Annotated in this window: 21 protein-coding genes; 13 read left to right on the top strand and 8 right to left on the bottom strand. The window is 68.6% G+C overall.

The annotated features are described in order from the left end of the window. Positions 1-5: 5 nt before the first annotated feature. From AC07WJ_RS05210 to AC07WJ_RS05200, 3 genes are read right to left on the bottom strand one after another with little or no spacing between them, the layout of a single operon-like run. Positions 6-857, bottom strand: coding sequence for an ABC transporter substrate-binding protein (locus tag AC07WJ_RS05210; protein WP_494933444.1), 852 nt, complete (start codon positions 855-857; stop codon positions 6-8). Between the two features lie 26 nt (positions 858-883). Further along, positions 884-1,600, bottom strand: coding sequence for an ATP-binding cassette domain-containing protein (locus AC07WJ_RS05205; RefSeq protein WP_494933443.1), 717 nt, complete (start codon positions 1,598-1,600; stop codon positions 884-886). A gap of 5 nt (positions 1,601-1,605) precedes the next feature. Next, complete coding sequence (locus tag AC07WJ_RS05200; protein WP_494933442.1) at positions 1,606-2,307, bottom strand: ABC transporter permease; 702 nt, start codon at positions 2,305-2,307, stop codon at positions 1,606-1,608. Between the two features lie 104 nt (positions 2,308-2,411). Here AC07WJ_RS05200 and AC07WJ_RS05195 point away from each other — a divergent pair, with 104 nt between their 5' ends. From AC07WJ_RS05195 to AC07WJ_RS05180, 4 genes are read left to right on the top strand one after another with little or no spacing between them, the layout of a single operon-like run. Next, positions 2,412-3,302, top strand: a complete 891-nt coding sequence (locus AC07WJ_RS05195) for a substrate-binding domain-containing protein (RefSeq protein WP_494933441.1) — start codon at positions 2,412-2,414, stop codon at positions 3,300-3,302. Positions 3,303-3,313: 11 nt separating this feature from the next. Continuing rightward, positions 3,314-4,369, top strand: a complete 1,056-nt coding sequence (locus AC07WJ_RS05190) for a MoeA family protein (protein ID WP_494933440.1) — start codon at positions 3,314-3,316, stop codon at positions 4,367-4,369. Beyond that, positions 4,366-6,312 carry a molybdopterin biosynthesis protein gene (locus tag AC07WJ_RS05185; RefSeq protein WP_494933439.1) on the top strand — a complete coding sequence of 649 codons (1,947 nt, stop codon included), beginning with the start codon at positions 4,366-4,368 and terminating at the stop codon, positions 6,310-6,312. The genes AC07WJ_RS05190 and AC07WJ_RS05185 overlap by 4 nt, the downstream gene beginning before the upstream one ends. Further along, positions 6,309-6,917 carry a GNAT family N-acetyltransferase gene (locus AC07WJ_RS05180; protein WP_494933438.1) on the top strand — a complete coding sequence of 203 codons (609 nt, stop codon included), beginning with the start codon at positions 6,309-6,311 and terminating at the stop codon, positions 6,915-6,917. The genes AC07WJ_RS05185 and AC07WJ_RS05180 overlap by 4 nt, the downstream gene beginning before the upstream one ends. On the opposite strand, the gene epmA is transcribed toward AC07WJ_RS05180, so the two are convergent. Then, positions 6,907-7,959, bottom strand: coding sequence for an EF-P lysine aminoacylase EpmA (gene epmA / locus AC07WJ_RS05175; protein WP_494933437.1), 1,053 nt, complete (start codon positions 7,957-7,959; stop codon positions 6,907-6,909). The genes AC07WJ_RS05180 and epmA overlap by 11 nt on opposite strands. Before the next feature lie 120 nt (positions 7,960-8,079). Here epmA and efp point away from each other — a divergent pair, with 120 nt between their 5' ends. The 9 genes from efp (at position 8,080) to AC07WJ_RS05130 (ending at position 16,013) form a co-directional block, all read left to right on the top strand. Further along, positions 8,080-8,649 carry an elongation factor P gene (efp, locus tag AC07WJ_RS05170; RefSeq protein ID WP_494933436.1) on the top strand — a complete coding sequence of 190 codons (570 nt, stop codon included), beginning with the start codon at positions 8,080-8,082 and terminating at the stop codon, positions 8,647-8,649. Positions 8,650-8,936: 287 nt separating this feature from the next. After that, positions 8,937-9,755 (top strand): transporter substrate-binding domain-containing protein, encoded by an 819-nt coding sequence (locus AC07WJ_RS05165; protein WP_494933435.1) that lies wholly within the window; start codon positions 8,937-8,939, stop codon positions 9,753-9,755. Positions 9,756-9,828: 73 nt separating this feature from the next. After that, complete coding sequence (locus AC07WJ_RS05160) at positions 9,829-10,512, top strand: amino acid ABC transporter permease (protein WP_494933434.1); 684 nt, start codon at positions 9,829-9,831, stop codon at positions 10,510-10,512. Then, a complete protein-coding gene (locus AC07WJ_RS05155; protein WP_494933433.1) occupies positions 10,509-11,165 on the top strand; it encodes an amino acid ABC transporter permease in 657 nt (218 codons plus the stop codon). Before AC07WJ_RS05160 ends, AC07WJ_RS05155 begins: the two co-directional genes overlap by 4 nt. Beyond that, complete coding sequence (locus AC07WJ_RS05150) at positions 11,146-11,874, top strand: amino acid ABC transporter ATP-binding protein (RefSeq protein ID WP_494933432.1); 729 nt, start codon at positions 11,146-11,148, stop codon at positions 11,872-11,874. The genes AC07WJ_RS05155 and AC07WJ_RS05150 overlap by 20 nt, the downstream gene beginning before the upstream one ends. Next, positions 11,871-12,899, top strand: a complete 1,029-nt coding sequence (locus tag AC07WJ_RS05145; protein ID WP_494933431.1) for a LacI family DNA-binding transcriptional regulator — start codon at positions 11,871-11,873, stop codon at positions 12,897-12,899. The genes AC07WJ_RS05150 and AC07WJ_RS05145 overlap by 4 nt, the downstream gene beginning before the upstream one ends. Beyond that, a complete protein-coding gene (locus AC07WJ_RS05140; RefSeq protein WP_494933430.1) occupies positions 12,892-14,484 on the top strand; it encodes an acyl CoA:acetate/3-ketoacid CoA transferase in 1,593 nt (530 codons plus the stop codon). The genes AC07WJ_RS05145 and AC07WJ_RS05140 overlap by 8 nt, the downstream gene beginning before the upstream one ends. Then, the gene (locus AC07WJ_RS05135; RefSeq protein WP_494933429.1) at positions 14,481-15,254 is read left to right on the top strand and encodes an enoyl-CoA hydratase/isomerase family protein; all 774 of its coding nucleotides are present in this window, start codon (positions 14,481-14,483) and stop codon (positions 15,252-15,254) included. Before AC07WJ_RS05140 ends, AC07WJ_RS05135 begins: the two co-directional genes overlap by 4 nt. Positions 15,255-15,257: 3 nt before the next feature. Beyond that, a complete protein-coding gene (locus AC07WJ_RS05130) occupies positions 15,258-16,013 on the top strand; it encodes a 3-ketoacyl-ACP reductase (protein ID WP_494933428.1) in 756 nt (251 codons plus the stop codon). A 106-nt stretch (positions 16,014-16,119) separates the two neighbouring features. Here AC07WJ_RS05130 and AC07WJ_RS05125 read toward each other — a convergent pair whose 3' ends face one another. The 4 genes from AC07WJ_RS05125 to AC07WJ_RS05110 are packed head-to-tail and all read right to left on the bottom strand — an operon-like array spanning position 16,120 to position 20,614. After that, positions 16,120-17,985, bottom strand: coding sequence for an AMP-dependent synthetase/ligase (locus AC07WJ_RS05125; RefSeq protein WP_494933427.1), 1,866 nt, complete (start codon positions 17,983-17,985; stop codon positions 16,120-16,122). A 17-nt stretch (positions 17,986-18,002) separates the two neighbouring features. Beyond that, the gene (locus AC07WJ_RS05120) at positions 18,003-18,776 is read right to left on the bottom strand and encodes an ABC transporter ATP-binding protein (protein ID WP_494933426.1); all 774 of its coding nucleotides are present in this window, start codon (positions 18,774-18,776) and stop codon (positions 18,003-18,005) included. A gap of 12 nt (positions 18,777-18,788) precedes the next feature. Continuing rightward, positions 18,789-19,544: an ABC transporter ATP-binding protein gene (locus AC07WJ_RS05115; RefSeq protein WP_494933425.1), complete on the bottom strand. Its 756-nt coding sequence runs from the start codon at positions 19,542-19,544 to the stop codon at positions 18,789-18,791. Next, on the bottom strand, positions 19,544-20,614 hold the full coding sequence (locus AC07WJ_RS05110) for a branched-chain amino acid ABC transporter permease (protein WP_494933424.1): 1,071 nt from the start codon (positions 20,612-20,614) through the stop codon (positions 19,544-19,546). Before AC07WJ_RS05110 ends, AC07WJ_RS05115 begins: the two co-directional genes overlap by 1 nt.

Here is a 20,614-nt window from a genome sequence, read left to right as displayed (position 1 = left end):
CGATCTCAAGCGCCGGCATCGCCGGCGTTCGGGAAGAACAGCTGCTGGCCCTCGATCTTGTAGTCGGCGATCGCCTTCTGCCCCTCGGCGCTCAGGACCCAGTCGATGAAGGCCTGGCCGTCGGCCGCCTTCACATGGGCGTGGCGCTGCGGGTTCACCAGCATGATGCCATATTGATTGAACAGCCGGCGGTCGCCTTCGACGACGATCTCCAGGTCGCCGCGATTCTTGAACGACAGCCAGGTGCCACGGTCGGTCAGCACATAGCCGTTCATCGCCGAGGCGGTATTGAGGGCGGCTCCCATGCCTTGGCCGATCTCGCGATACCAGGGCCCGCGTACTGCCGCGAGATCGATGCCGGAAGCAGTCCACAGCGCCAGTTCGGCCTGGTGGGTGCCCGAGCGGTCGCCCCGCGACACGAAGGGCACGGCCTTGGTCTGGATCGCCTTGAGGGCCGCGGCGATGTCGCGGCTGCCGCGCACGCCGGCGGGATCGGCCTTCGGCCCGACCAGCACGAAGTCGTTATACATGACCGGCCGGCGCGGCCCGCCGAACCCCTCGGCGACGAACTTGTCTTCCGCGGCGCGGGCATGAACGAAGACCACGTCGGCATCGCCGCGCCGGCCGGTGTCGAGCGCTTGGCCGGTGCCTTGCGAGATCACCCGAACCTCGATGCCGGTCTTCGCCTTGAACAGCGGCAGGATGTGGTTGAACAGGCCGGAATCGACCGTCGACGTGGTCGAGGCCACCGTGATGAAGCGCCCGGCCGCCGGCGCCGGCGCGGTCTGGCCGAAGGCGACGTCACCCAGGGCGGCGGCCACGCCGAGACCGAGGAGAAGACGACGGGTCGTGATCATTGGACGGCTCCTTGAGCGGATGGGGGTCACCACAAGAGTTCACCTGCGAGGAAGGCGCGCGCCTCCGGGGTCGCCGGTGCTGCGAAAAAAGCTTCAGCCGGGGCCTGCTCGGCCAGGCGGCCGCGATGGAAGAACAGCACCTGGTCGGCGAGCCGGCGCGCCTGGCCGAGATCATGGGTCGCCATGACCAGCGTCACGCCTTCGGCGGCCAGCGTCTCGAGCATCGCCTCGACCTGCCGGGTCGCTCCGGGATCGAGCTGCGACGAGGGCTCGTCGAGGAACAGGAGCTCCGGCTTGAGAGCCCAGGCGCGCGCGATGGCGAGCCGCTGCTGCTCGCCGCCGGACAGGAGCCGGGCCGGCCGGCTTGCCAGCGCCGCCAGGCCGAAGCGCTCCATCGCCTGGCGCGCCAGCCCCTGGCGCGATCGCCAGGGCACCCCGCCGGCGGCCAGGGCATGGACGATATTGGCCTCCGCCGAGCGCCGCAGCATGACCGGCTTCTGGAACACCATGGCATGGCGCTTGGCGCCACCGGCATGGGCCCAGGCGACGCGGCCGGTGCTCGGCGTGAGCAGGCCGTGGCAGAGCCTGAGCGTCAGCGACTTGCCCGAGCCGTTCGGCCCGAGCAGGACGGTGATGCCGCCGCGCGCCACGACGAAGCCGACATCGCCGACGAGTTGCTTGCCGCCGGCCTCGTAACCGAGCCCCTCCACCGTCAGCGGCAGGATCGACACGGTGTCACGCATGACCGTCACCCCACATAGCGCGCGCCGATCCGGCTCGCGCCATAGGTGACCGCATTGATGGTGAGCGTCAGCCCGATCAGCACGATGCCGAGGCCGAGCGCCAAGGGCAGGTCGCCCTTCGACGTCTCCAGCGCGATCGCCGTGGTCATGGTGCGGGTGTAGCCGGCGATGTTGCCGCCGACGATCAGCACGGCGCCGACCTCGGCGCTGGCCCGGCCGAAGCCCGCGAGCAGCGCCGTCGCCAGCGCGAAGCGGCCGTCCCACAGCAGCGTCGGAATGGCTCGCCAGCCGGTCAAACCGATGGAGGCGAGATGCTCGCGATATTCGCCGTGCAGATCTTCGACGATCTGGCGCGTGATCGCCAGGATGATCGGCAGCACCAGCAGGGCCTGAGCCGCGACCATGGCTGATGGCGTGAACAGGAGGCCGAGGCGCCCGAGCGGACCGGACCTGGACAGGACCAGGAAGATCATCAGGCCGGCGACGACCGGCGGCAGGCCCATCAGCGCATTGACCACCACCACGACCACGGACCGGCCGGGGAACCGCGCCAGCGCCAGCAGCGCGCCGAGCGGCAGGCCGATGACGGCGGCGATCAGCACGGCGGTCAATGTCACCGTCAGGGACAGGCCGACAATGGCGAGGAAGCCCGGATCGAGCCCGAGGATCAGGCCAAAGGCTGCGGCGAAGGCGGCGCTGACATCCAAGAGCGACGGTCCTTCCTCTTGAAGACCTTCATCTCGATTGCATTGGTTATGGAGCCGGGCCTATGATTTTCAACAATGGAATTCCTGCATGAAGGTGCAGCTCAATGCATGGGACCAGCTATCTGACAACCGATGAAGCCGCGGCCTATCTCAGGCTCAAGGACCGCAAGCTCTACGACCTCGTCGCCCAGGGCGCCGTGCCCTGCACCAAGGTGACCGGCAAATGGCTGTTTCCCCGGGCGGCACTCGACCGCTGGCTCGCCGCCGGGCTTGCCCGGCCGGCCGGTTTCGTCGCTGAGACACCGCCGCCGATCATCGGCGGCAGCCACGATCCGCTGCTCGAATGGGCGGCGCGGCAGTCGGGCTCCGGCCTTGCTTTGCTGGCCGAGGGTTCGGAAACCGGTCTCGACCGCCTGGAGCGCAACGAGGTGGCGGCCGCTGCGATTCACCTGCACGGCCCTGATCACGACGGCGCGAGCAATCTCGCCGGCGTGGCCGCGCGCTCCGGCCTGCACGACGCGGTGGTCATCGCGGTTGCTCGCCGCGAGCAGGGCCTGGTGGTCGCGGCCGGCAATCCCCTGGCGCTGGAAGACCTCGCCGGCGCGGTCAAGGCCGGCGCGCGCTTCGCGCTGCGCCAGGCCGGCGCCGGCGCGCAATTGCTGCTCGCCGCCATGCTCGACCGGCTCTCGGTGCCATCAGACAAGCTGAACAGCGCGGCCGGCCCCTATCCGACCGGCATGGACCTGGCGCTCGCCATACGCACGGGCGAAGCCGATTGCGGTATCGCGACACGCGCGGTGGCCGCCACCCATGGGCTCGGCTTTCTGCCGGTCATCTGGGAGCGTTTCGATCTCGTGCTGCGCCGGCGCAGCTATTTCGAGCCGGGACCGCAGAAACTTCTGGCTTGCCTGCGTCATCAGGACTTCGCCCGTCGCGCCGGCTCGCTTGGCGGCTATGATGTGACGGAAGCCGGCCTGGTCCGGCTCAACATGTGAAGCCGCAGCCGATGACCGAGCCGCCTCGCCTTGTTTCGGTTGCCGATGCGCTGGCCCCGCTGCTCGCGGATCTGAGGCCGGTTGGCGCCACCAGGATCGCAATGGCCGAAACGCTCGGGCGTGTCGCGGCCGAGCCTGTGCGGGCTCCCGGCCCGGTGCCGTCAGATGCGATCGCCATGCGCGACGGCATCGCGGTGGCGGCGGCAGACCTGGTGGGAGCGTCACCCTATGCCCCGGTGGTCCTGGCCGAGGCGCCGCCGCCCATCCGGAGCGGCGAGGCCCTGCCGCCGGCAACCGACGCGGTGATCCCGGCCGCCGCCGCGACCATGTCCGGCCCCTTCATCGAAATCGGCCAGGCCGCCTATCCCGGCGAGCAGGTCGCCCTGGCCGGCTCCGACCTCGCCTGGGAAGCCCTGATCCTCGAACGCGGCGCCACCGTCACGCCGGAGATCCGGCTCGCCCTCGCCATGGCCGGCATTGCCGAAATCGCCGTGCTGAGCGGGCATTTCGCCATCGTCTCGTCCGGCGATCCGGCCACCCGCCGCTGGCTTGCCGCCCGCCTCGGCGCGCTGGGCCTCGTCGAGGTTCAGCCGGCCGACGCTGATCTCATCCTTTGCCTCGGCGAAGGCGATGTCCCCGCCGCCGGCCCGGCGGCGTCATCGGCCGTTCGCGGCCTCGCCTTGCGCCCCGGCGAAGCCGCCGGCACAGCCGTGCGGGCGGACGGCTCCCCCGTCATCCTCTTGCCCGGGCGCTTCGACGGCGCGCTCGCGGCCTTCTACGCCCTCGTCCTGCCGGTCGTCGCACGCCTGACCGCCCGCGCGATCAACGCCCGCACGCTGCCACTCACGGCCAAGATCAGCTCGGCGATCGGCTGCACAGATGTCGCATTGCTGCGGGTCGTCGCTGGCGGCTATGAACCTCTCTCGGTCGGCCAGGTGACGCTGCAGGCCCTGCTCAGGGCCGAGGCGGTCGCGCTGATCCCGCCGGAGAGCGAGGGGGCAGGCCCCGGTACGCCGCTTGCCGCCATTCCCATCGACACCCCGCTGATACCTGGACCAGACGCATGACCGAACGTTCAAGCCTCGACCAGGATCAGTTCCTCACCGTGCTGACGCGCGCGGAGGCGGTCAGCCGGTTCGGCGCGGCGCTGGCGCCGCGGCCGCTCGGATCGGAATCCGTGCCGCTCGATCGGCTCGTCGGCCGCGTGCTCGCCGCCGATATCGCAGCCCCGGTCGATACGCCGCCTTTCGACCGCTCGGTGGTCGACGGCTTCGTGGTGCAGGCCGGTGACGTCGCCACCGCCTCGGAGGCGGCCCCCGCTCTTCTCACGCTCAACGGCGAGACCATCGCCTGCGGTTTCGCGCCCAGGCTCGCGGTTCTCTCGGCGACCGCCACGCCGATCGCAACCGGCGGCCCGATCCCGCGCGGCGCCGATGCCGTGGTGATGATCGAGCATACCGATATCGCGGCCGACGGCCGGCTCATGGTCAGGCGCGCCCCGGCGCCCGGCCAGAACATCGCCTTTGCCGGATCCGATATCGCCCGCGGCGAGACCTTGCTGCGCCGGGGCACCACGGTCGGTGCGCGCGAGATCGGCATGCTGGCCGCCGTCGGCCTTGCCGAGGCCGAGGTCTGGCGGAAGCCGCGCGTCGCGGTGATCTCGACCGGCGACGAACTCGTGGCCCCCGGCGAGCCGCTGCGCCCCGCCGCGATCTATGATTCCAACGGCGCCATCGTCGCCGCCGCGCTCGAGGAGAATGGCTGCGAACCGGTACGCTTCGGCGCCATAGCCGACGACGCCGCAAGGCTCGAAGCCGCGATGCGCGAGGCCCATGCCAGCTGTGACGCGGTGATCCTGTCGGGCGGCACTTCGAAAGGCGCCGGCGACCTCACCTATCGCATCGTCGGCTCGCTCGGATCGCCCGGCATCGTCGCCCATGGCGTCGCGCTGAAGCCCGGCAAGCCCCTGTGCCTTGCCGTCTGCGACGGCAAGGCGGTGGTGATCCTGCCGGGCTTTCCGACCTCGGCCATGTTCACCTTTCACGACATCGTCGTGCCGGTGCTGCGGGTGCTGGCGGGTCAGCCGGCGCGCCAGGATGTCGAGCTCACCGCGCGCGTGCCGGTGCGCGTGCCGTCCGATCTCGGCCGCACGGAATTCGTCATGGTCGCGCTGTCGGCGAGCGCCGAGGGCCCCGTCGCCTATCCGATCGGCAAGGGCTCCGGCTCGGTCACCGCTTTCTCCCAGGCCGACGGCTTCGTCACCATCGCGGCGCTGGCGGAAGCCATGCCGGCCGACACCGTGACGCCGGTGACCCTGTTCACGCCGCATGTCCATGTGCCCGACCTCGTCATCATGGGCAGCCATTGCGTCGGTCTCGACGCGGTGATCGGCCGCCTCGTCGATCACGGCCTGAGCGCCCGCTCGCTGGCGCTCGGCAGTCTCGGCGGACTTTCGGCGCTCCGGCGCGGCGAATGCGATCTCGCACCGATCCACCTGTTCGATCCGAAGAGTGGCATCTACAACCGGCCCTTCCTCGACCACGCCATGACCTTGATTGCCGGCTGGCGGCGCATGCAGGGCATTGTCCATGCCTTGGGAGATCCGCGCTTCGCCGGGATCACCGAAGCCCGGGAAGCGGTGGAACGGGCCCTGGCAGATCCCGCCTGCCTGATGGTCAACCGCAACCAGGGGGCCGGCACGCGCATCCTGCTCGACCAGTTGCTCGCCGGCCGCAAGCCTCCGGGCTATTGGAACCAGCCCCGGTCGCACAATGCGGTCGCAGCCAGCGTCGCCCAGGGGCGGGCCGACTGGGGCATGGCGATCCGCCAGGTGGCGGAGGCCAACGGCCTCGGCTTCATTGCCTTCGCCGAGGAACACTACGATTTCGCCGTCGCGGTCGAACCGCGCAAGGCGGCGGCGATCGAGACCTTTCGCAGCGCGATCGCCGAGGCGGGCGCGGCGCTCGAAGCGCTGGGCTTCACCCCGGCCGACCACGGATCCCAGGCATGACCGATGTTTCGACGCCCACCAGCCTCACCGGCACCCATCTCGTGCCGAAGGGCAAGCTGACCGCCGCTGTCACCTGGCTCGGCATGACCGCGCCGCCGCCGCAGGCCGCCTTGCCCGACGAGCCGAGGCTGCGCCGGATCGCCGCGCCCGAGCTTGCCGGCTATCGCACCCTGTTCCGCCGCGTCGGCGACGACTGGCTCTGGACATCGCGCCTGGTGCTGTCCGATGCGGCGCTCGCCGCGATCATCGGCAACCCGCGGGTCGAGGTCTATGCGGTCGAGCGCGACGGCGCCGAGATCGGCATGGTCGAGCTCGATCTGAGATCCGACGGCGAAGTCGAGATCGTCTATTTCGGCCTGGTCGCGGAAGCCGTCGGCCAGGGCCTCGGACGTCTCGTCATGGCCAAGACGCTTCAGAGCGCCTGGCGCCCCGGCATCGCCAAGGTCTGGCTGCACACCTGCACGCACGACCATCCCGGCGCCATGAAATTCTATACCGCTTGCGGCTTCGTGCCCTATGCCTTCGGCATCGACATTTTCGACGATCCGCGACTGACCGGCCTCCTGCCGCGCTCCGCCGCGCCGCACATTCCGCTCATCGACTGAAGCTGTCCGGCACCGGTGTCCAGACGACCTCGTCGATCGACCGGGCGCCGGCCGCCAGCATCACCAGCCGCTCGAAACCGAGCGCGATGCCGCTGGTCGGCGGCATGACGGCAAGCGCCGCCAGCAGATCGTCGTCGATCGGATAGCGCTCGCCATAGACGCGCGCCTTCTCGGTCATTTCGATCTCGAAGCGACGGCGCTGCTCGACCGGATCGGTCAATTCGCCGAAGCCATTGGCGAGCTCGACGCCGCAGGCATAGAGCTCGAACCGCTCGGCGACCCGCGGATCGGCGGGTTTGGGGCGTGCGAGAGCCGCCTCGCTCACCGGATATTCACACAGGATGGTCGGCCGGCCGAAACCGAGCTTCGGCTCGATCCGCTCGACCAGCACCTTGGAGAAGATGTCGGCCCAAGTGTCGTCGTCGGAGACGCGGATGCCGGCCGCGCGTGTCCGGCCGGCGAGATCGTCGCGATCGGCTTCGCCCGACGCCGCGATGGTCGCCAGGAGATCGATGCCGGCATGGCGGTCGAAAGCCTCGGCCAGCGTCACCCGTTCGGGTTCGGCGAAGGGATCGGCCACCGCCTCGCGCCAGGTCAGTTGCGTCCGGCCGGCGGCCTCGCAGGCCAGCGCCAGGATGGCGGCGCAATCGGCCATCAGTTGTTCATAGGGAGCGCCGACCCGATACCACTCGACCATGGTGAATTCGGGATGGTGCAGCGGGCCGCGCTCGCGATTGCGGAACACCCGGGCGAAATCGACGATCCGGGTCTCGCCGGCGGCGATCAGCTTCTTGGCGGCGAATTCCGGCGAGGTGTGCAGGTAGAGCGGCGCGCGGCGGCCGTCGATGGCAACCGCTTCGGTCGCGAAGGCGTGCAGATGCGCCTCGTTGCCCGGCGACACCTGCAGCAGGCCGGCCTCGACCTCGGTAAAGCCCTCGGCTTCGAACCACCGGCGCAAGCGCTGCTTGATCCTGCCGCGCGCCACCAGGAACGGACGGCGGTCGGCATGGCGGTCCTTGGCCCACCAGGGAGAGGATGTCATTGGCGTCTTGACCGCTTCGGGGTGGCGCTTTTCGGAAACTTCGTCTATGCGACGGCGGAACCGATTGCGAGGGGCGACCGCCCCATCCAAGCTGCACCCGCCAATCCAAGGACGACATCCGTGCCGAAGGTCATCGCCTCTTCCGTCCGCAAGGGCAACATCCTTGAAGTCGACGGCAGGCTCTATCTGATCGTCACCGCCCAGAACATCCATCCCGGCAAGGGCACTCCGGTGACCCAGGTCGACATGCGCCGTCTGTCCGATGGCGTGAAGGTGTCGGAGCGCTGGCGCACCACCGAGATGGTCGAGCGCGCCTTCGTCGAGGACCGGCCCTACACCTATCTCTACTCGGATGGCGACGGCAATCACTTCATGAACAAGGAAACCTTCGAGCAGATCGGGGTTCCCGACGACATCCTGGGCGATATGAAGCCTTATCTTCAGGAAAACATGGAAGTGAAGCTCTCCGTCTATGAGGGCAATCCGGTCGGCATCGAACTGCCCCAGCGCATCACGCTGGAAGTGGTCGAGACCGAGCCGGTGACCAAGGGCCAGACCGCGTCCTCGTCCTACAAGCCGGCCATCCTGTCGAATGGCGTGCGCACCCTGGTGCCGCCGCATATCGGCGCCGGCACGCGCATCGTCGTCAACACCGAGGACGGCGCCTATTACGAGCGCGCCAAGGACTGAAGCAAGAACCAAGGCAGGGACTCAGGAGCGCTTCGCGACGCTCCGGCCCGGTTCGGATCATATGAAAAAAGGGACGGCTTCGGCCGTCCCTTTTTTTATTGCGCCGAACCGTCGCCAGGCCGGCCGCTTCGGACGCCGGCCAGGTGCCTGAGCAACGCCCCGCGCGGTTCCGGCCGCTCCGAACAGGCGCGGCGCTTGACTCAAATTTCGTCATATGGAACGATCTAAATCAAGACTGGAACGTTCCAGAAGCCCAGTCGTTGGAAACGCAGACGAGGAGAGTCTTCATGGACGACCACAATCCGTCACGCCGCCTCGCATTCGGCGCTCTCGCCATCGGCTCGGTCGCGACAGCCGCCGTCATGGCCAGCTCCGAGGCCGCCGAGGCCTCGACCCCGGAAGAATTCACCAAGCGCGGCAGCATCGCGATCGGCGTCGTTTCCGGCGTACCGCCCTTCGGCAGCGTCAACGAGCGCGGCGAGCCGGTCGGCTACGATGTCGACGTCGCCAATCTCATCGCCAAATATATGGGCGTGAAGGCCGAGATCACGGCTCTTGCGCCGCCGGCGCGCATCCCCGCGCTCCAGTCGAAGCGCGTCGACCTCTTGATCGCCACCCTCGGACCGACACCCGAGCGCGCCAAGACCATCATGTTCCCGATGCCCTACAGCACGTTCCGCACGTCGATCATGGCGGCCAAGGACCTCGCCGCCACCTCGCTCGCCGACCTCGCCGGCAAGCGTGTCGCGGTGCCGCGCGGCAGCCCGCAGGACACCACCCTCACCCGCATGGCCATGGCCGGCACCAATATCGTGCGCTTCGACGACGATGCCACCTGCGCCCAGGCCGTGTTCAGCCGCCAGGTCGATGCCGCGGCCATGCCCGACACCACCATCACCCAGATCCTCGGCCAGAACCGCGGCGCCAATGCCGAGCTCAAATTCGTCTTCGCGCTGCAGCCCAATTCGATGGCGGTGCGCAAGGACCAGTTCGAGCTGCACCAGTGGCTGAACAACACCATCTGGTGGATGAAGAATTCCGGCGAACTCGACGAGATCTCGAAGAAGTGGCTGAACGCGCCGCTGCCGGAACTGCCGGTCTTCTGATCCCGCAAAGCCGGCGCGGCCGCCTCGGCCGCGCCGGCTCGACCGCCTTTTCATCGCTCAGAACGGCATCGTCATGTTCCCGGTCCTCGTCTTTTCCGACGTTTGGGCGCAAGCGGACGCGCTCCTCAACGGCCTCGTCCAGACGGTCTGGATCTCCGCCGTCGCCATCCTGCTCGGCGTCGTCATCGGCACGCTCTGCGCCATCGCGCGCACCAGCCGCAGCCGGGTCCTGTCGATCCTGGCCGGAGCCTATGTCGAAGCCATCCGCAATACGCCCTTCCTGGTCCAGCTCTTCCTGGTCTTTTTCGGCCTGCCGGGAATCGGGCTGCGCATATCCGCGGTGACGGCCGGGCTGATCGCGCTCACCGTCAATCTCGGTGCCTATTCCGCCGAGATCATTCGCGCCGGCATCGAAGCGACGCACAAGTCGCAGATCGAGGCCGGCGCCTCGCTCGGCCTGACGCGCCGCGACATCCTGGTCCATGTGGTGCTGCTGCCGGCGCTCGAACGGGTCTGGCCGGCGCTCTCCAGCCAGTTCGTGCTGACCATGCTCGCCTCCTCGATCCTGTCGCAGATCTCGGTCGAGGAGCTGACCTCCGCCGGCGCGCTGATCGATAGCCGCACCTATCGCTCGATGGAGATCTACATCGTGCTCGCCGGTCTCTATCTCGGCCTCACCGTGCTGTTCCGGCTGAGTTTCAACCTGGTCGGCAAACTCCTGTTCGCGCGCCGCCGCGCGGTGGTGGTGCGCCGATGATCCGCGCTTTCGGGCCCGCCGAATTCACCTTTCTGGTCGAGGCGGCACGCTGGACCATCCTGTTGTCCTGCCTCGCCTTCCTCGGCGGCGGCATGGTCGGCCTCGTGGTCGCGCTGATGCGGGTCTCGCGCAATGCGGTGATCCGCGGCCTTGCAGCCGGCTGGATCGGCATGGTGCAGGGCACCCCCGTGCTGATCGTCCTGTTCCTGGTCTTTTACGGACTGCCGGCCTTCGGCTGGCGCTTTCCGCCGCTGGTCGCCGCCGCGCTGGGCATGACCGTCTATGCCAGCGCCTTCCTCGGCGAGATCTGGCGCGGCTGTATCGAGGCCGTGCCGCGCCAGCAATGGGAGGCCGCCTCGTCGCTGGCGCTCTCGCCGATGCAGCGCATGGTCTATGTCGTGCTGCCGCAGGCGGTCCGGCTGGCGGTGGCGCCGACCGTCGGCTTCATGGTCCAGATCGTCAAGAACACCTCGGTCGCCTCGATCATCGGCTTCGTCGAGCTCGCCCGCGCCGGCACCCTCATGAACAACGTGACCTTCCAGCCCTTCTGGGTCTTCGGCTCGGTCGCCCTGCTCTATTTCGCCATGTGTTGGCCGCTCAGCGTGATGAGCCAGCGGCTCGAGAGGAGGCTCCATGTCAGTCGTCGTGGCTGAGGACGTCCGCAAGTCCTTCGGTTCGCTGACCGTGCTCGACGGCGTCTCGCTGTCGGTCGCCGAGGGCGAGCTGATCGCGGTGATCGGTCGCAGCGGTTCGGGCAAGAGCACCTTCCTGCGCTGCCTGAACGGCCTGGAAACGCCCGACTCCGGCAAGGTGACCATTGCCGGCCACCAGCTCGCCGGCGACGAGCCCTCGCTCCGGGCGCTGCGCCAGGATGTCGGCATGGTGTTCCAGTCCTACAATCTGTTTCCGCACCTGACCGTCGGCAAGAATATCGAGCTCGCCCCGCGCCTGGTGAAGAAGCTGAGCCCGGCGGAAGCCCGCGACACCGCCAAGGCGGTGCTGGCCGAGGTCGGGCTCGCCGAGAAATACGACGCCTTCCCCGAGCAGCTCTCCGGTGGCCAGCAGCAGCGCGTGGCGATCGCCCGCAGCCTGGCCATGCGGCCCAAGGTGATGCTGTTCGACGAGGTGACCTCGGCGCTCGATCCGGAACTGACGGGCGAGGTGCTGAAGGTCATGGAAGGCCTGTCGCGCTCGGGCATGACCATGTTGCTGGTCACCCATGAAATGGCCTTCGCGCGCCGCGCTGCGAGCCGGGTGGTCTACTTCCACCAGGGCCGCATCCACGAGGAGGGCGCGCCCGAAGCCTTCTTCGGCCAGCCGCGCACGCCCGAGCTCCAGCAGTTCCTGGGGGCCGTTCTGTGACGACCACGCGGCCGACGCTGATCGAGGTCGCCGAGCAGGCCGGCGTGTCGAAATCGACGGCTTCGCTGGCATTGCGCGGCGCGCCGGTCTCGGTCGAGGCCCGCGAGCGGGTCCATCAGGCCGCGTCGCAGCTGGGTTATGTCTATGACCGGGCAGCGGCCGCCATGCGCGGTGCCCGCTCCGGCACGATCGGCCTGATCGTCTTCGATCTCGCCAACCCCTTCTATTCGGAATTGGCCGCCGGCGTCTCCGAGGGCCTGGAGGCGGATGGCGCCCTGGTGCTGATCGCCGACTCCCAGGACGATCGCGACCGCCAGTCGCGCATCCTGGCGCGCATGCGCGAGCACCGCCTCGACGGGCTGATCCTGTGCGCCGCCGCCGGCAGCGCGGCCGCCGATCTCCGGGCGCAGATCCCCGCCGGCCTGCCCTTGGTGCAGATGTTGCGACGGGTCGACGACCTGACCTCCGACTATGCCGGCGTCGAGAACGAGCCGGGCATGCGGGCCATTGGCGATCATCTCATCGCGCTCGGCCACCGCCACATCGCCTTTGCCGGCCATACCGGCGAAACCTCGGTCCAGCGCGAGCGCTCGGCCGGTCTTATCCAGGCCATGGCGGCGGCCGGGCTTGCCCGCCCCGCCACGATCGCCTGCCCGCCGACACTGGCCGGCGGCCTCGCCGCGACCGAGACGCTCCTGACGCTCGTGCCGCGACCGACCGCGCTCGTCTGCTTCAACGACATCGTGGCGATCGGCGCGGCGCTCGCGCTGGCCCAGCACGGCCTGACGCCCGGCCGCGACCTCTCGATCACCGGTTTCGACGACATCATGGAAGCCGCCTTGCGCACGCCCGCCCTGACCACCGTCGCCAGCGAGGCGCGTGGTCTCGGGCGCAAGGCCGCCGAACTGATCCTCGACCGCCTCAGGCTGCCGGACGCCCCGGCCCGGGCCGCCCTTCAACCCGCCCGCCTGGTCGTCCGCCATACGACCGGCGCGCCTTCAGCCAATGGACCTCGCCATGTCTAAGTCGGTCATTTCAGCGCAGGCCGCCGCGCGCCTGGTCCCGGACGGCGCCGTCGTCACGGTGTCCTCCTCCTCCGGCCTGAACTGCCCCGATGCCGTGCTCCAGGCCATCGGCGAGCGTTTCGCGGCGGAAGGCCATCCGCGCAACCTCACCACCCTGCATCCGATCGCCGCCGGCGACATGTATGGCATTGCCGGCATCGATCATCTGGCACAGCCCGGGCTGATCAGCGCCGTGCTCGCCGGCTCTTATCCGTCAGGCCCGTCATCGCTGCCCTCGCCGCGCATCTGGTCGATGATCGGAGCCAATGAAATTGCCGCCTGGAACGTTCCATCCGGCATTCTCTTCGACATGCACCGCGATGTCGCCGCGCGCCGCGCCGGCGTGCTCACCAAGGTCGGGCTCGATACCTTCGTCGATCCGCGCCGCCACGGCTGCGCCATGAACGAGGCCGCCCGCGCCCGGCCGCCGGTGGTCAAGGTCGTCGAATTCGGCGGCGAGGAGTGGTTGCACTTCCCCAATATCGTGCCCGACGTCGCGATCATCAGGGGCACCACCGCCGACGAGCGCGGCAATATCAGCATGGAACATGAAGGCGCGCCGCTCGGCGCCCTGGACCAGGCCATCGCCGTGCGCAATCACGGCGGTATCGTCATCGCCCAGGTCAAGCGGGTGGTGGCCGGCAATTCGCTGCCGACGCGCCAGGTCGTGGTGCCCGGCCATCTCGTCGACCATGTCGTCGTGGCGGCCGACCAGCGCCAGACCACCGGCATCGACTACGACCCGGCGATCAGCGGCGAGATCCGCCTTCCCGTTTCCGCCTTCGAGATCCCCGAATTCGGCATCGAGACGGTGATCGCGCGCCGCGCCGCCATGGCGCTGAAATCGGGCTGGGCGGTCAATCTCGGCTTCGGCGTGTCGGCCGTGGTGCCGCGCGTGCTGCTCGCGGAAGGCCAGGCCGACAAGGTCACCTGGGCCATCGAGCAGGGCGCGGTCGGCGGCATGCCGCTCACCGGTTTCGCCTTCGGCTGCGCCGCCAATGCCGATGCCATCCTGGCCTCGCCCCAGCAATTCACCTACTTTCAGGGCGGCGGCTTCGACTGCGCCATGCTGTCCTTCCTGCAGGTCTCGGCCGATGGCGACGTCAATGTCTCGCGGCTCGGTTCCAGGCCCTACCTGACCGCTGGCGCCGGCGGCTTCGTCGATATCACGGCGCACGCCAAGCGCGTGGTCTTCAGCGGCACCTTCACCACCGGTGGGCTCGACGTCGCCATCGCCAATGGCGGCCTGTCCATTCTCAAGGAAGGCAAGCTCAGGAAATTCGTGCCGGAAGCCGAACACGTCACCTTCTCCGGCCGCCGCGGCCGGGCGGTCGGCACGCAGGTGCTCTACGTCACGGAACGCTGCGTGCTCCGCCTCGGCGCGGAAGGCCCTGAAATCATTGAGATCGCCGCGGGCATCGATCTCAAGCGCGACATTCTCGACCAGGCCGAGATCCCGCTGAAGGTCGCGAGCGACCTGAAGCCGATGGATCCGCGGCTGTTCGACCCGGCCCCGATGGGCCTCGATCTCGGAGCACAGGCATGAACGACGAACTGCTGTTTTCGGTCAGCGGCGCCATCGCCACCATCACGCTCAACCGGCCGGCCAAGCTCAATGCCCTGACGCTCGCGATGCTCGACGGGCTGACCGGCGCCTGCGCCGCGATCGAAGCGGCATCCGACATCCGTGCGGTCATTCTGCGTGCCGAGGGCAAGGCCTTCTGCGCCGGCGCCGATATCCATGCCTGGTCGGGGCTGAGCGCGGTGGAGATGTGGCAGCGCTGGATCATTCCGGGCCATGCGGTGTTCGGACGGCTCGCCGCCTTGCGCGTGCCGACCATCGCGGTGATCGAGGGCGCCTGCTTCGGTGGCGGGCTCGAGCTCGCGCTTTGCTGCGACATGCGTTTCGCCAGCCGGCAAGCCATGTTCGCCATGCCGGAAGTCTCCATCGGCACCTTCCCCGGCTGGGGCGGCACCGGCCGCCTGCCGCGCGCGATCGGCCTGCCGCGCGCCAAGCAGATGATCTTTTCCGGCGATCGGATCGATGCCGGCCGGGCGGAGAGCTGGGGGCTGGTCAATGAGGTGTTCGACGGAGCCGACGCAGCGGCCGAGGCCACGCGCCTTGCCGAGATGATCGCCGGGCGCGCGCCGGTCGCGGTCGCCGCCGCCAAGCTGGCGCTCGCCGCGCATGACAATGACGGTCCGTCGCGCGCGCTCGAGGCACTCGGCGGGGCGATCGCTGCCGCCACCGACGACGCCCGCGAAGGCATCGCCTCGTTCCGCGACCGGCGCCCGCCGGTCTGGCAAGGACGCTGAATCATGGCCATTGCCAGCGTCACCGGCGCCGCCCGCGGCATCGGGCGCGCCATCGCGGTCGCCCTCGCCGAGGCCGGCCACGATCTCGTCCTGAACGACCTGGACGAGGCCGCTCTCGCCGAGACGGCCGAGGCCGTCGCGACGCGCGGCCGAAAATTCGCTTTGGTCGCCGGCGACATCGCCGCCGATCCCACCACGATCGGCGCCCGGATGGCCGTTGCCCTCGGGCCGCTCGCCTGCCACGTCAACAATGCCGGAATTCCCATGCGGACCCGTGGCGATCTCCTGCAGGGCGATGCCGCGGAATTCGACCATGTGCTCGGGGTCAACCTGCGCGGTACCTTCCTGCTGACCCAGGCGGTCGCCCGCCAGATGGCGAGCGAGCCGGCTCCCTCCGGCCCGCCGCGCTCGATCATCTCGATCACCTCGGCAAGCGCGGCGCTGCCCTCGCCGGAGCGCGGCGCCTATTGCATGTCCAAGGCCGGGGCATCGATGATGGTCAAGCTCTTCGCGCTCAGGCTCGCCGAGCTCGGCATCATGTGCCACGAAGTGCGCCCGGGCGTGATCCGCACGCCGATGACCGCGCCGGTCGCCTCCCGTTACGACGCCCTGATCGCCGACGGCCTGACGCCCGTCGCCCGCTGGGGCGAGGCGGAGGATGTCGGACGCACCGTCGCCTCGCTTGCCTCGGGCGCCCATCCCTTCAGCACCGGCGACGTCTTCCATGTCGACGGCGGTTTGCATCTGCACCGCCTGTGACACCGGCCCGGCGCCATCCTCGTGGTCAAGTGGGCGCTGTCGACTGAAGCGAAGGCGGCGGCCATTGCCGCTCGTGGGAGCGAGCCCTCGGTGTCGCCGTCGCGTCTCAGCGATACATTTCAGCGATGAGGGTCGCGAATTTCTCGTGCACGAACTTGCGCTTGAGCTTCATGGTCGGGGTGATTTCCTCGTCCTCGGGGGTCAGGACGCGATCGATGATGCGGAACTGCTTGACCTGCTCGACGCGGGCGAACTGGCCATTGACCCGGGCGACCTCGCCCTCGATCAGCGCGACGACTTCGGGCGCCCGCGTCAGGCTCGCGAAGTTCGAGAACGGGATGCTCTTGTCCTGGGCGAACTTGGCGACGTTGTCGTGGTCGAGCATGACCAGGCAGGTCAGGTAGGGCTTGCGGTCGCCGATGACGATGGCATCGGAAATATAGGAGCTGAACTTCAGCTGGCTTTCGATTTCCGACGGGGTGATGTTCTTGCCGCCGGCGGTGATGATGATGTCCTTCAGCCGGTCGACGATCCTGAGCAGGCCATCATCGTCGAAGCGGCCGACATCGCCGGTGCGCAGCCAGCCGTCCTGGATCGCCTCGGCGGTCTTGTCCGGCTTGTTCAGATATTCGCGGAAGACGTTGGGACCGCGCGCGATGATCTCGCCTTCAGGCGACAGCTTCACCTCGCAGCCCGGGATCGCCTTGCCGACGGTGCCTGGACGGGCGACGTCGGCCGGCGTCACGGTCAGGAAACAGGTCGATTCGGTTTGCCCGTAAGCCTCCTGCATCCTGAAGCCCATGCTGCGATACCAGCGGATCAGGTCGGGTGAGATCGGCGCCGCTCCGGTCAGCAGGCTGCCTGCGCGGGACAGCCCCATCATGCGCTTCAGGTTGCGCAGGACCAGCCATTCGCCAGCCGCGAAGACCAGACGGTCGCGCAGCGCCCCGGGACGGCCCTGCTCGGCGGCCAGCGTGATCCGCTCGCCGGCGGCGCGCGGCTGCTCGTAGAGCCAACGCTGCAGGCCGACGCCCTCCTTCAGCCCGACCACGACCTGCGAATGCAGCTTCTCCCAGATCCGCGGCACGGCCAGCACGAAATGCGGCTGCACCTCCCGCAGGTTCTCGGGCACCGTCTCCATGCTCTCGGCGAAATAGAGCACGTTGCCGCACATGATCTGCAGGTAGGAGCCGCAGATGCGCTCGGCCATGTGGCAGAGCGGCAGGAAGGACAGGAGCGTGGCGCCCTCTGGCCGCTCGAGGCACTGGCGCACGCTGTAGCAGATGAACAGAAGGCTGCGATGGGTCACCAGCGCGCCCTTCGCCGGCCCGGTCGTTCCCGAGGTATAGACGATGATGGCGGGATCGTCGGGCGATTGCCTGGCCGCGGCATCGTGCCAGGCGCCGGGATGGCCCATCTGGTGGTCGCGCCCGAGCGCCAGGAAGGCCTCGAACGACATGACCATGGGATCGCTGAAATGCGACAGGCCCTTCATGTCGAAGACCACGACCGCCGTGAGCTCCGGGCAGTCCGTCCGCCCTGCCAGGACCTTGTCCAGCTGCTCCTCGTCTTCGACGAACACCACCCGGGTGCGGGAATCCTTCAAGAGGTAGCCGACCTGAGCAGGTGAATCGGTCGGATAGATGCCGCTGCAGATGCCGCCGATGCCGAGCGTGCCCATGTCGACGGCGACCCAGTCGACCGCGTTCTGCGCCAGTACGCTGACCACCGCGCCCTTGCCCAGGCCGAGCGCCAGCAGACCGTGGCCGATCTGCGCGGCCCGCTCGGCATAGCCCCGCCAGGTCGTTTCCTGCCACAGCCCCAGGCGCTTTTCGTAGAGCGCCGGGCGATCCGCCGAGGCCTGCGCACGGGCCAGGAACAGGTCGGTGAAATTGCGCAGGAAGGACGGCGCCTCGGTCCATGAGGCATCGTCGAAGGCCGTGCGGGGTGGCTCGTGCGGAACTGCGTTCATCGGTGCCGGTGCTCCGCTCAATGCCACATCTTCTTGCGCTTCCAGCGCCGCTCGCCGCGCACGCCCTGGTCGGCGAGCCCGAGGTAGAACTCCTTGACGTCGGCGTTTTCCATGAGCTCGGCCGCCGGCCCCTCCAGCACGATCCGGCCGAGCTCCAGCACATAGGCGAAATGGGCGGTCGCCAGCGCCTGCCGGGCGTTCTGCTCGACGAGCAGGATGGTCGTGCCGAAGCGCCGGTTGATGTCGCCGATGATGGCGAAGATCTGCTTGGTCAGCAGCGGCGACAGGCCGAGCGAGGGTTCGTCCATCAGCAGGAGCGACGGCTTGCTCATCATGGCGCGGGCGATGGCGAGCATCTGCTGCTGGCCGCCGGACAGGAGCCCCGCCGGCTGGCGCGCCCGTTCGCCGAGGATCGGGAAGGTCTCGAACCAGGCGGCGATCTCGCGCTCCACCGCGTCGCGATCCCGGCGCAGATAGGCGCCCATCAGGATGTTCTCGTGGACCGTCATGAACGGGAAGATCTCCCGGCCCTCGGGCACGTGGGAAATGCCGCGGCGGACGACCTCGGCGCCTTCAAGGCCGGTAATCGGCTGGTCCTGGAAGGTGATCGTGCCCTTGCGCGGCGCCATGATGCCGGAAATCGTCTTGAGAATGGTCGACTTGCCCGCGCCGTTCGATCCGAGGATCGTCACGATGGCGCCCTCCGGCACCGCCAGGCTGACCCCGCGAACGGCCATGATGCGCCCGTAGAAGGTCTCGACATTCGACAGCGACAACAGGGTGGAGGTCATGGCCGGTCTCCCTCAGTCGCCGAGATAGGCGCGCACGACACGCGGATCGGAAATCACCTGGTCGGCGTCGCCCAGCGCCAGCACGCGGCCCGATTCCAGCGCCAGAACGCGGTCGGAGACACGCCGGACCAGTGTCATGTCGTGCTCGACCATGATCACCGTGACGCCGAGATCGTCGCGGATGTCGCGGATCCAATGCACCATGTCCTCGGTCTCTTCCGGATTGAGCCCGGACGACGGCTCGTCGAGCAGCAGGAGCTTCGGCCCGAGCGCCAGCGCCCGGCCGATCTCGACCACCTTGCGGATGCCGTAGGACAGCGAGGCGATCGGCGCGTCGCGATGGTGCTCGAGCTCGAGGAACGCGACGATCTCCTCGACCTTGCGGCGGAAATCCATTTCCTGGCGCCGCACGGCCGGCGTGAACAGCAGCTCCGACAGAAGCCCGCTGCGGACCTTCACGTGACAGCCGACCAGGATGTTGTCGATCACCGAGGCATGGTCGAACAGCTCGATGTTCTGGAACGTCCGGGCAATGCCGAGCCGTGCGACCGCCTGCGGCGCGACGCGGGTGATCGCCTCGCCGCCATAGAAGATGTCGCCGCCGGTCGGATCGTAGATCCGGCTGACCAGGTTGAAGATGGTGGTCTTGCCGGCGCCGTTCGGCCCGATAATGGTGAAGATCTCGCCGGGCTGCACCGTGAAACTGACGTCGTCGACCGCCTTGATACCGCCGAAGGCCACCGAGAGATTGCGCGCCTCCAGCAGCATTACCAGCGCTCCGACTTGGCGAAGCTGCGCTGCCGGCTGAACATGCCCTTGCGATAGAGCGGCGCCAGCTTGACGTAGTCCACCGCCTTCTCGACCAACCCGTTGATGCCGCGCGGCTCGAACCGCATGACCAGGATGAGCAGCAGGCCGAAGGCGAGCGGCCTGAGCGCCGGAATATTGCCGCCGGGAAGCAGCTTTTCGAGCTCGGCCAAGAGCTCCGGCATGGCCACCAGGAAGACGGCGCCGAACACCACGCCGCGCAGCGAACCGACACCGCCGATCAGGATCATGATCAGCAGGTCGATCGAGATGGCGAGCGTGAACTGGTCGGGGCTGATGAAGCTGAGCTTATGCGCCATCAGCGCGCCGGCGATGCCGGTGAAGAAGGCGCTGAGCGCGAAGGCCTTGGTCTTCACGCGCGCCGCCTCTACGCCCATCGACTGCGCCGCGATCTGGCTGTCGCGCACCGCCACCATGGCGCGGCCGGTCGGTGAGCGCAGCAGGTTGGCGGCGATCCATAGCGACGCCAGCAGGAGGCCGAGGCAGAGGAAATAGAGCGGAACGTCGCTGCCGAGGCGATGGCCGAAGACCGAGATGGGCGGAACCGACAGCCCGGAATTGCCGCCGGTCACCGTCGTCCAGCGGGCAGCCCCCTCCTCGATGATGAAGCCGAGCGACATGGTCGCCATGGCGAGATAGAGGCCCTTCAGCCTGAGCACCGGCACGCCGAGCGCCGCACCCGCGGCAGCCGAGATCAGCGCCGCCGCCGGCAAGGCCAGCACGAAGGGCACGCCCCGGCGCTCCAGGAACACGCAGGCATAGGCGCCGATCGCCAGGAACCCCGCCTGCCCCAGCGAGATCAGGCCGCAGAAGCCGAGCATGATCTGGAAGCCGATGCCGGCGATCGCGAAGATCAGGACGAAGGTGAGCTGGCTGACGTGGTGGATACCGAGAACGGCAGGCGCTGCGAGCGCTGCGGCCAGGATCGCGAGATACCAGCCATATTGCGGCAGTCCCTCCTTGAACAGGCGCGTATCCTGGCGATAGCTGGTCCTGAGGATATAGCGCAT

It is taken from the genome of Phreatobacter sp. GW821-FHT04C01, assembly GCF_059420385.1.
The sequence above is the reverse complement of the archived record's forward strand: the minus strand, read 5'-3'. Positions and strand labels throughout refer to the sequence as shown.

What these genes read in the sequence shown, in the direction of transcription:
- AC07WJ_RS05130 (WP_494933428.1), top strand. Translation starts at nt 15,258, where the DNA reads ATGGCCATTGCCAGCGTCACCGGCGCCGCCCGCGGCATCGGGCGCGCC.
- AC07WJ_RS05165 (WP_494933435.1), top strand. Translation starts at nt 8,937, where the DNA reads ATGGACGACCACAATCCGTCACGCCGCCTCGCATTCGGCGCTCTCGCC.
- AC07WJ_RS05190 (WP_494933440.1), top strand. Translation starts at nt 3,314, where the DNA reads ATGACCGAGCCGCCTCGCCTTGTTTCGGTTGCCGATGCGCTGGCCCCG.
- AC07WJ_RS05155 (WP_494933433.1), top strand. Translation starts at nt 10,509, where the DNA reads ATGATCCGCGCTTTCGGGCCCGCCGAATTCACCTTTCTGGTCGAGGCG.
- AC07WJ_RS05115 (WP_494933425.1), bottom strand. Translation starts at nt 19,544, where the DNA reads ATGCTGCTGGAGGCGCGCAATCTCTCGGTGGCCTTCGGCGGTATCAAG.
- AC07WJ_RS05180 (WP_494933438.1), top strand. Translation starts at nt 6,309, where the DNA reads ATGACCGATGTTTCGACGCCCACCAGCCTCACCGGCACCCATCTCGTG.
- AC07WJ_RS05185 (WP_494933439.1), top strand. Translation starts at nt 4,366, where the DNA reads ATGACCGAACGTTCAAGCCTCGACCAGGATCAGTTCCTCACCGTGCTG.
- AC07WJ_RS05110 (WP_494933424.1), bottom strand. Translation starts at nt 20,614, where the DNA reads ATGCGCTATATCCTCAGGACCAGCTATCGCCAGGATACGCGCCTGTTC.
- AC07WJ_RS05125 (WP_494933427.1), bottom strand. Translation starts at nt 17,985, where the DNA reads ATGAACGCAGTTCCGCACGAGCCACCCCGCACGGCCTTCGACGATGCC.
- AC07WJ_RS05160 (WP_494933434.1), top strand. Translation starts at nt 9,829, where the DNA reads ATGTTCCCGGTCCTCGTCTTTTCCGACGTTTGGGCGCAAGCGGACGCG.
- epmA (WP_494933437.1), bottom strand. Translation starts at nt 7,959, where the DNA reads ATGACATCCTCTCCCTGGTGGGCCAAGGACCGCCATGCCGACCGCCGT.
- AC07WJ_RS05140 (WP_494933430.1), top strand. Translation starts at nt 12,892, where the DNA reads ATGTCTAAGTCGGTCATTTCAGCGCAGGCCGCCGCGCGCCTGGTCCCG.
- AC07WJ_RS05205 (WP_494933443.1), bottom strand. Translation starts at nt 1,600, where the DNA reads ATGCGTGACACCGTGTCGATCCTGCCGCTGACGGTGGAGGGGCTCGGT.
- AC07WJ_RS05135 (WP_494933429.1), top strand. Translation starts at nt 14,481, where the DNA reads ATGAACGACGAACTGCTGTTTTCGGTCAGCGGCGCCATCGCCACCATC.
- AC07WJ_RS05195 (WP_494933441.1), top strand. Translation starts at nt 2,412, where the DNA reads ATGCATGGGACCAGCTATCTGACAACCGATGAAGCCGCGGCCTATCTC.
- AC07WJ_RS05120 (WP_494933426.1), bottom strand. Translation starts at nt 18,776, where the DNA reads ATGACCTCCACCCTGTTGTCGCTGTCGAATGTCGAGACCTTCTACGGG.
- AC07WJ_RS05210 (WP_494933444.1), bottom strand. Translation starts at nt 857, where the DNA reads ATGATCACGACCCGTCGTCTTCTCCTCGGTCTCGGCGTGGCCGCCGCC.
- AC07WJ_RS05150 (WP_494933432.1), top strand. Translation starts at nt 11,146, where the DNA reads ATGTCAGTCGTCGTGGCTGAGGACGTCCGCAAGTCCTTCGGTTCGCTG.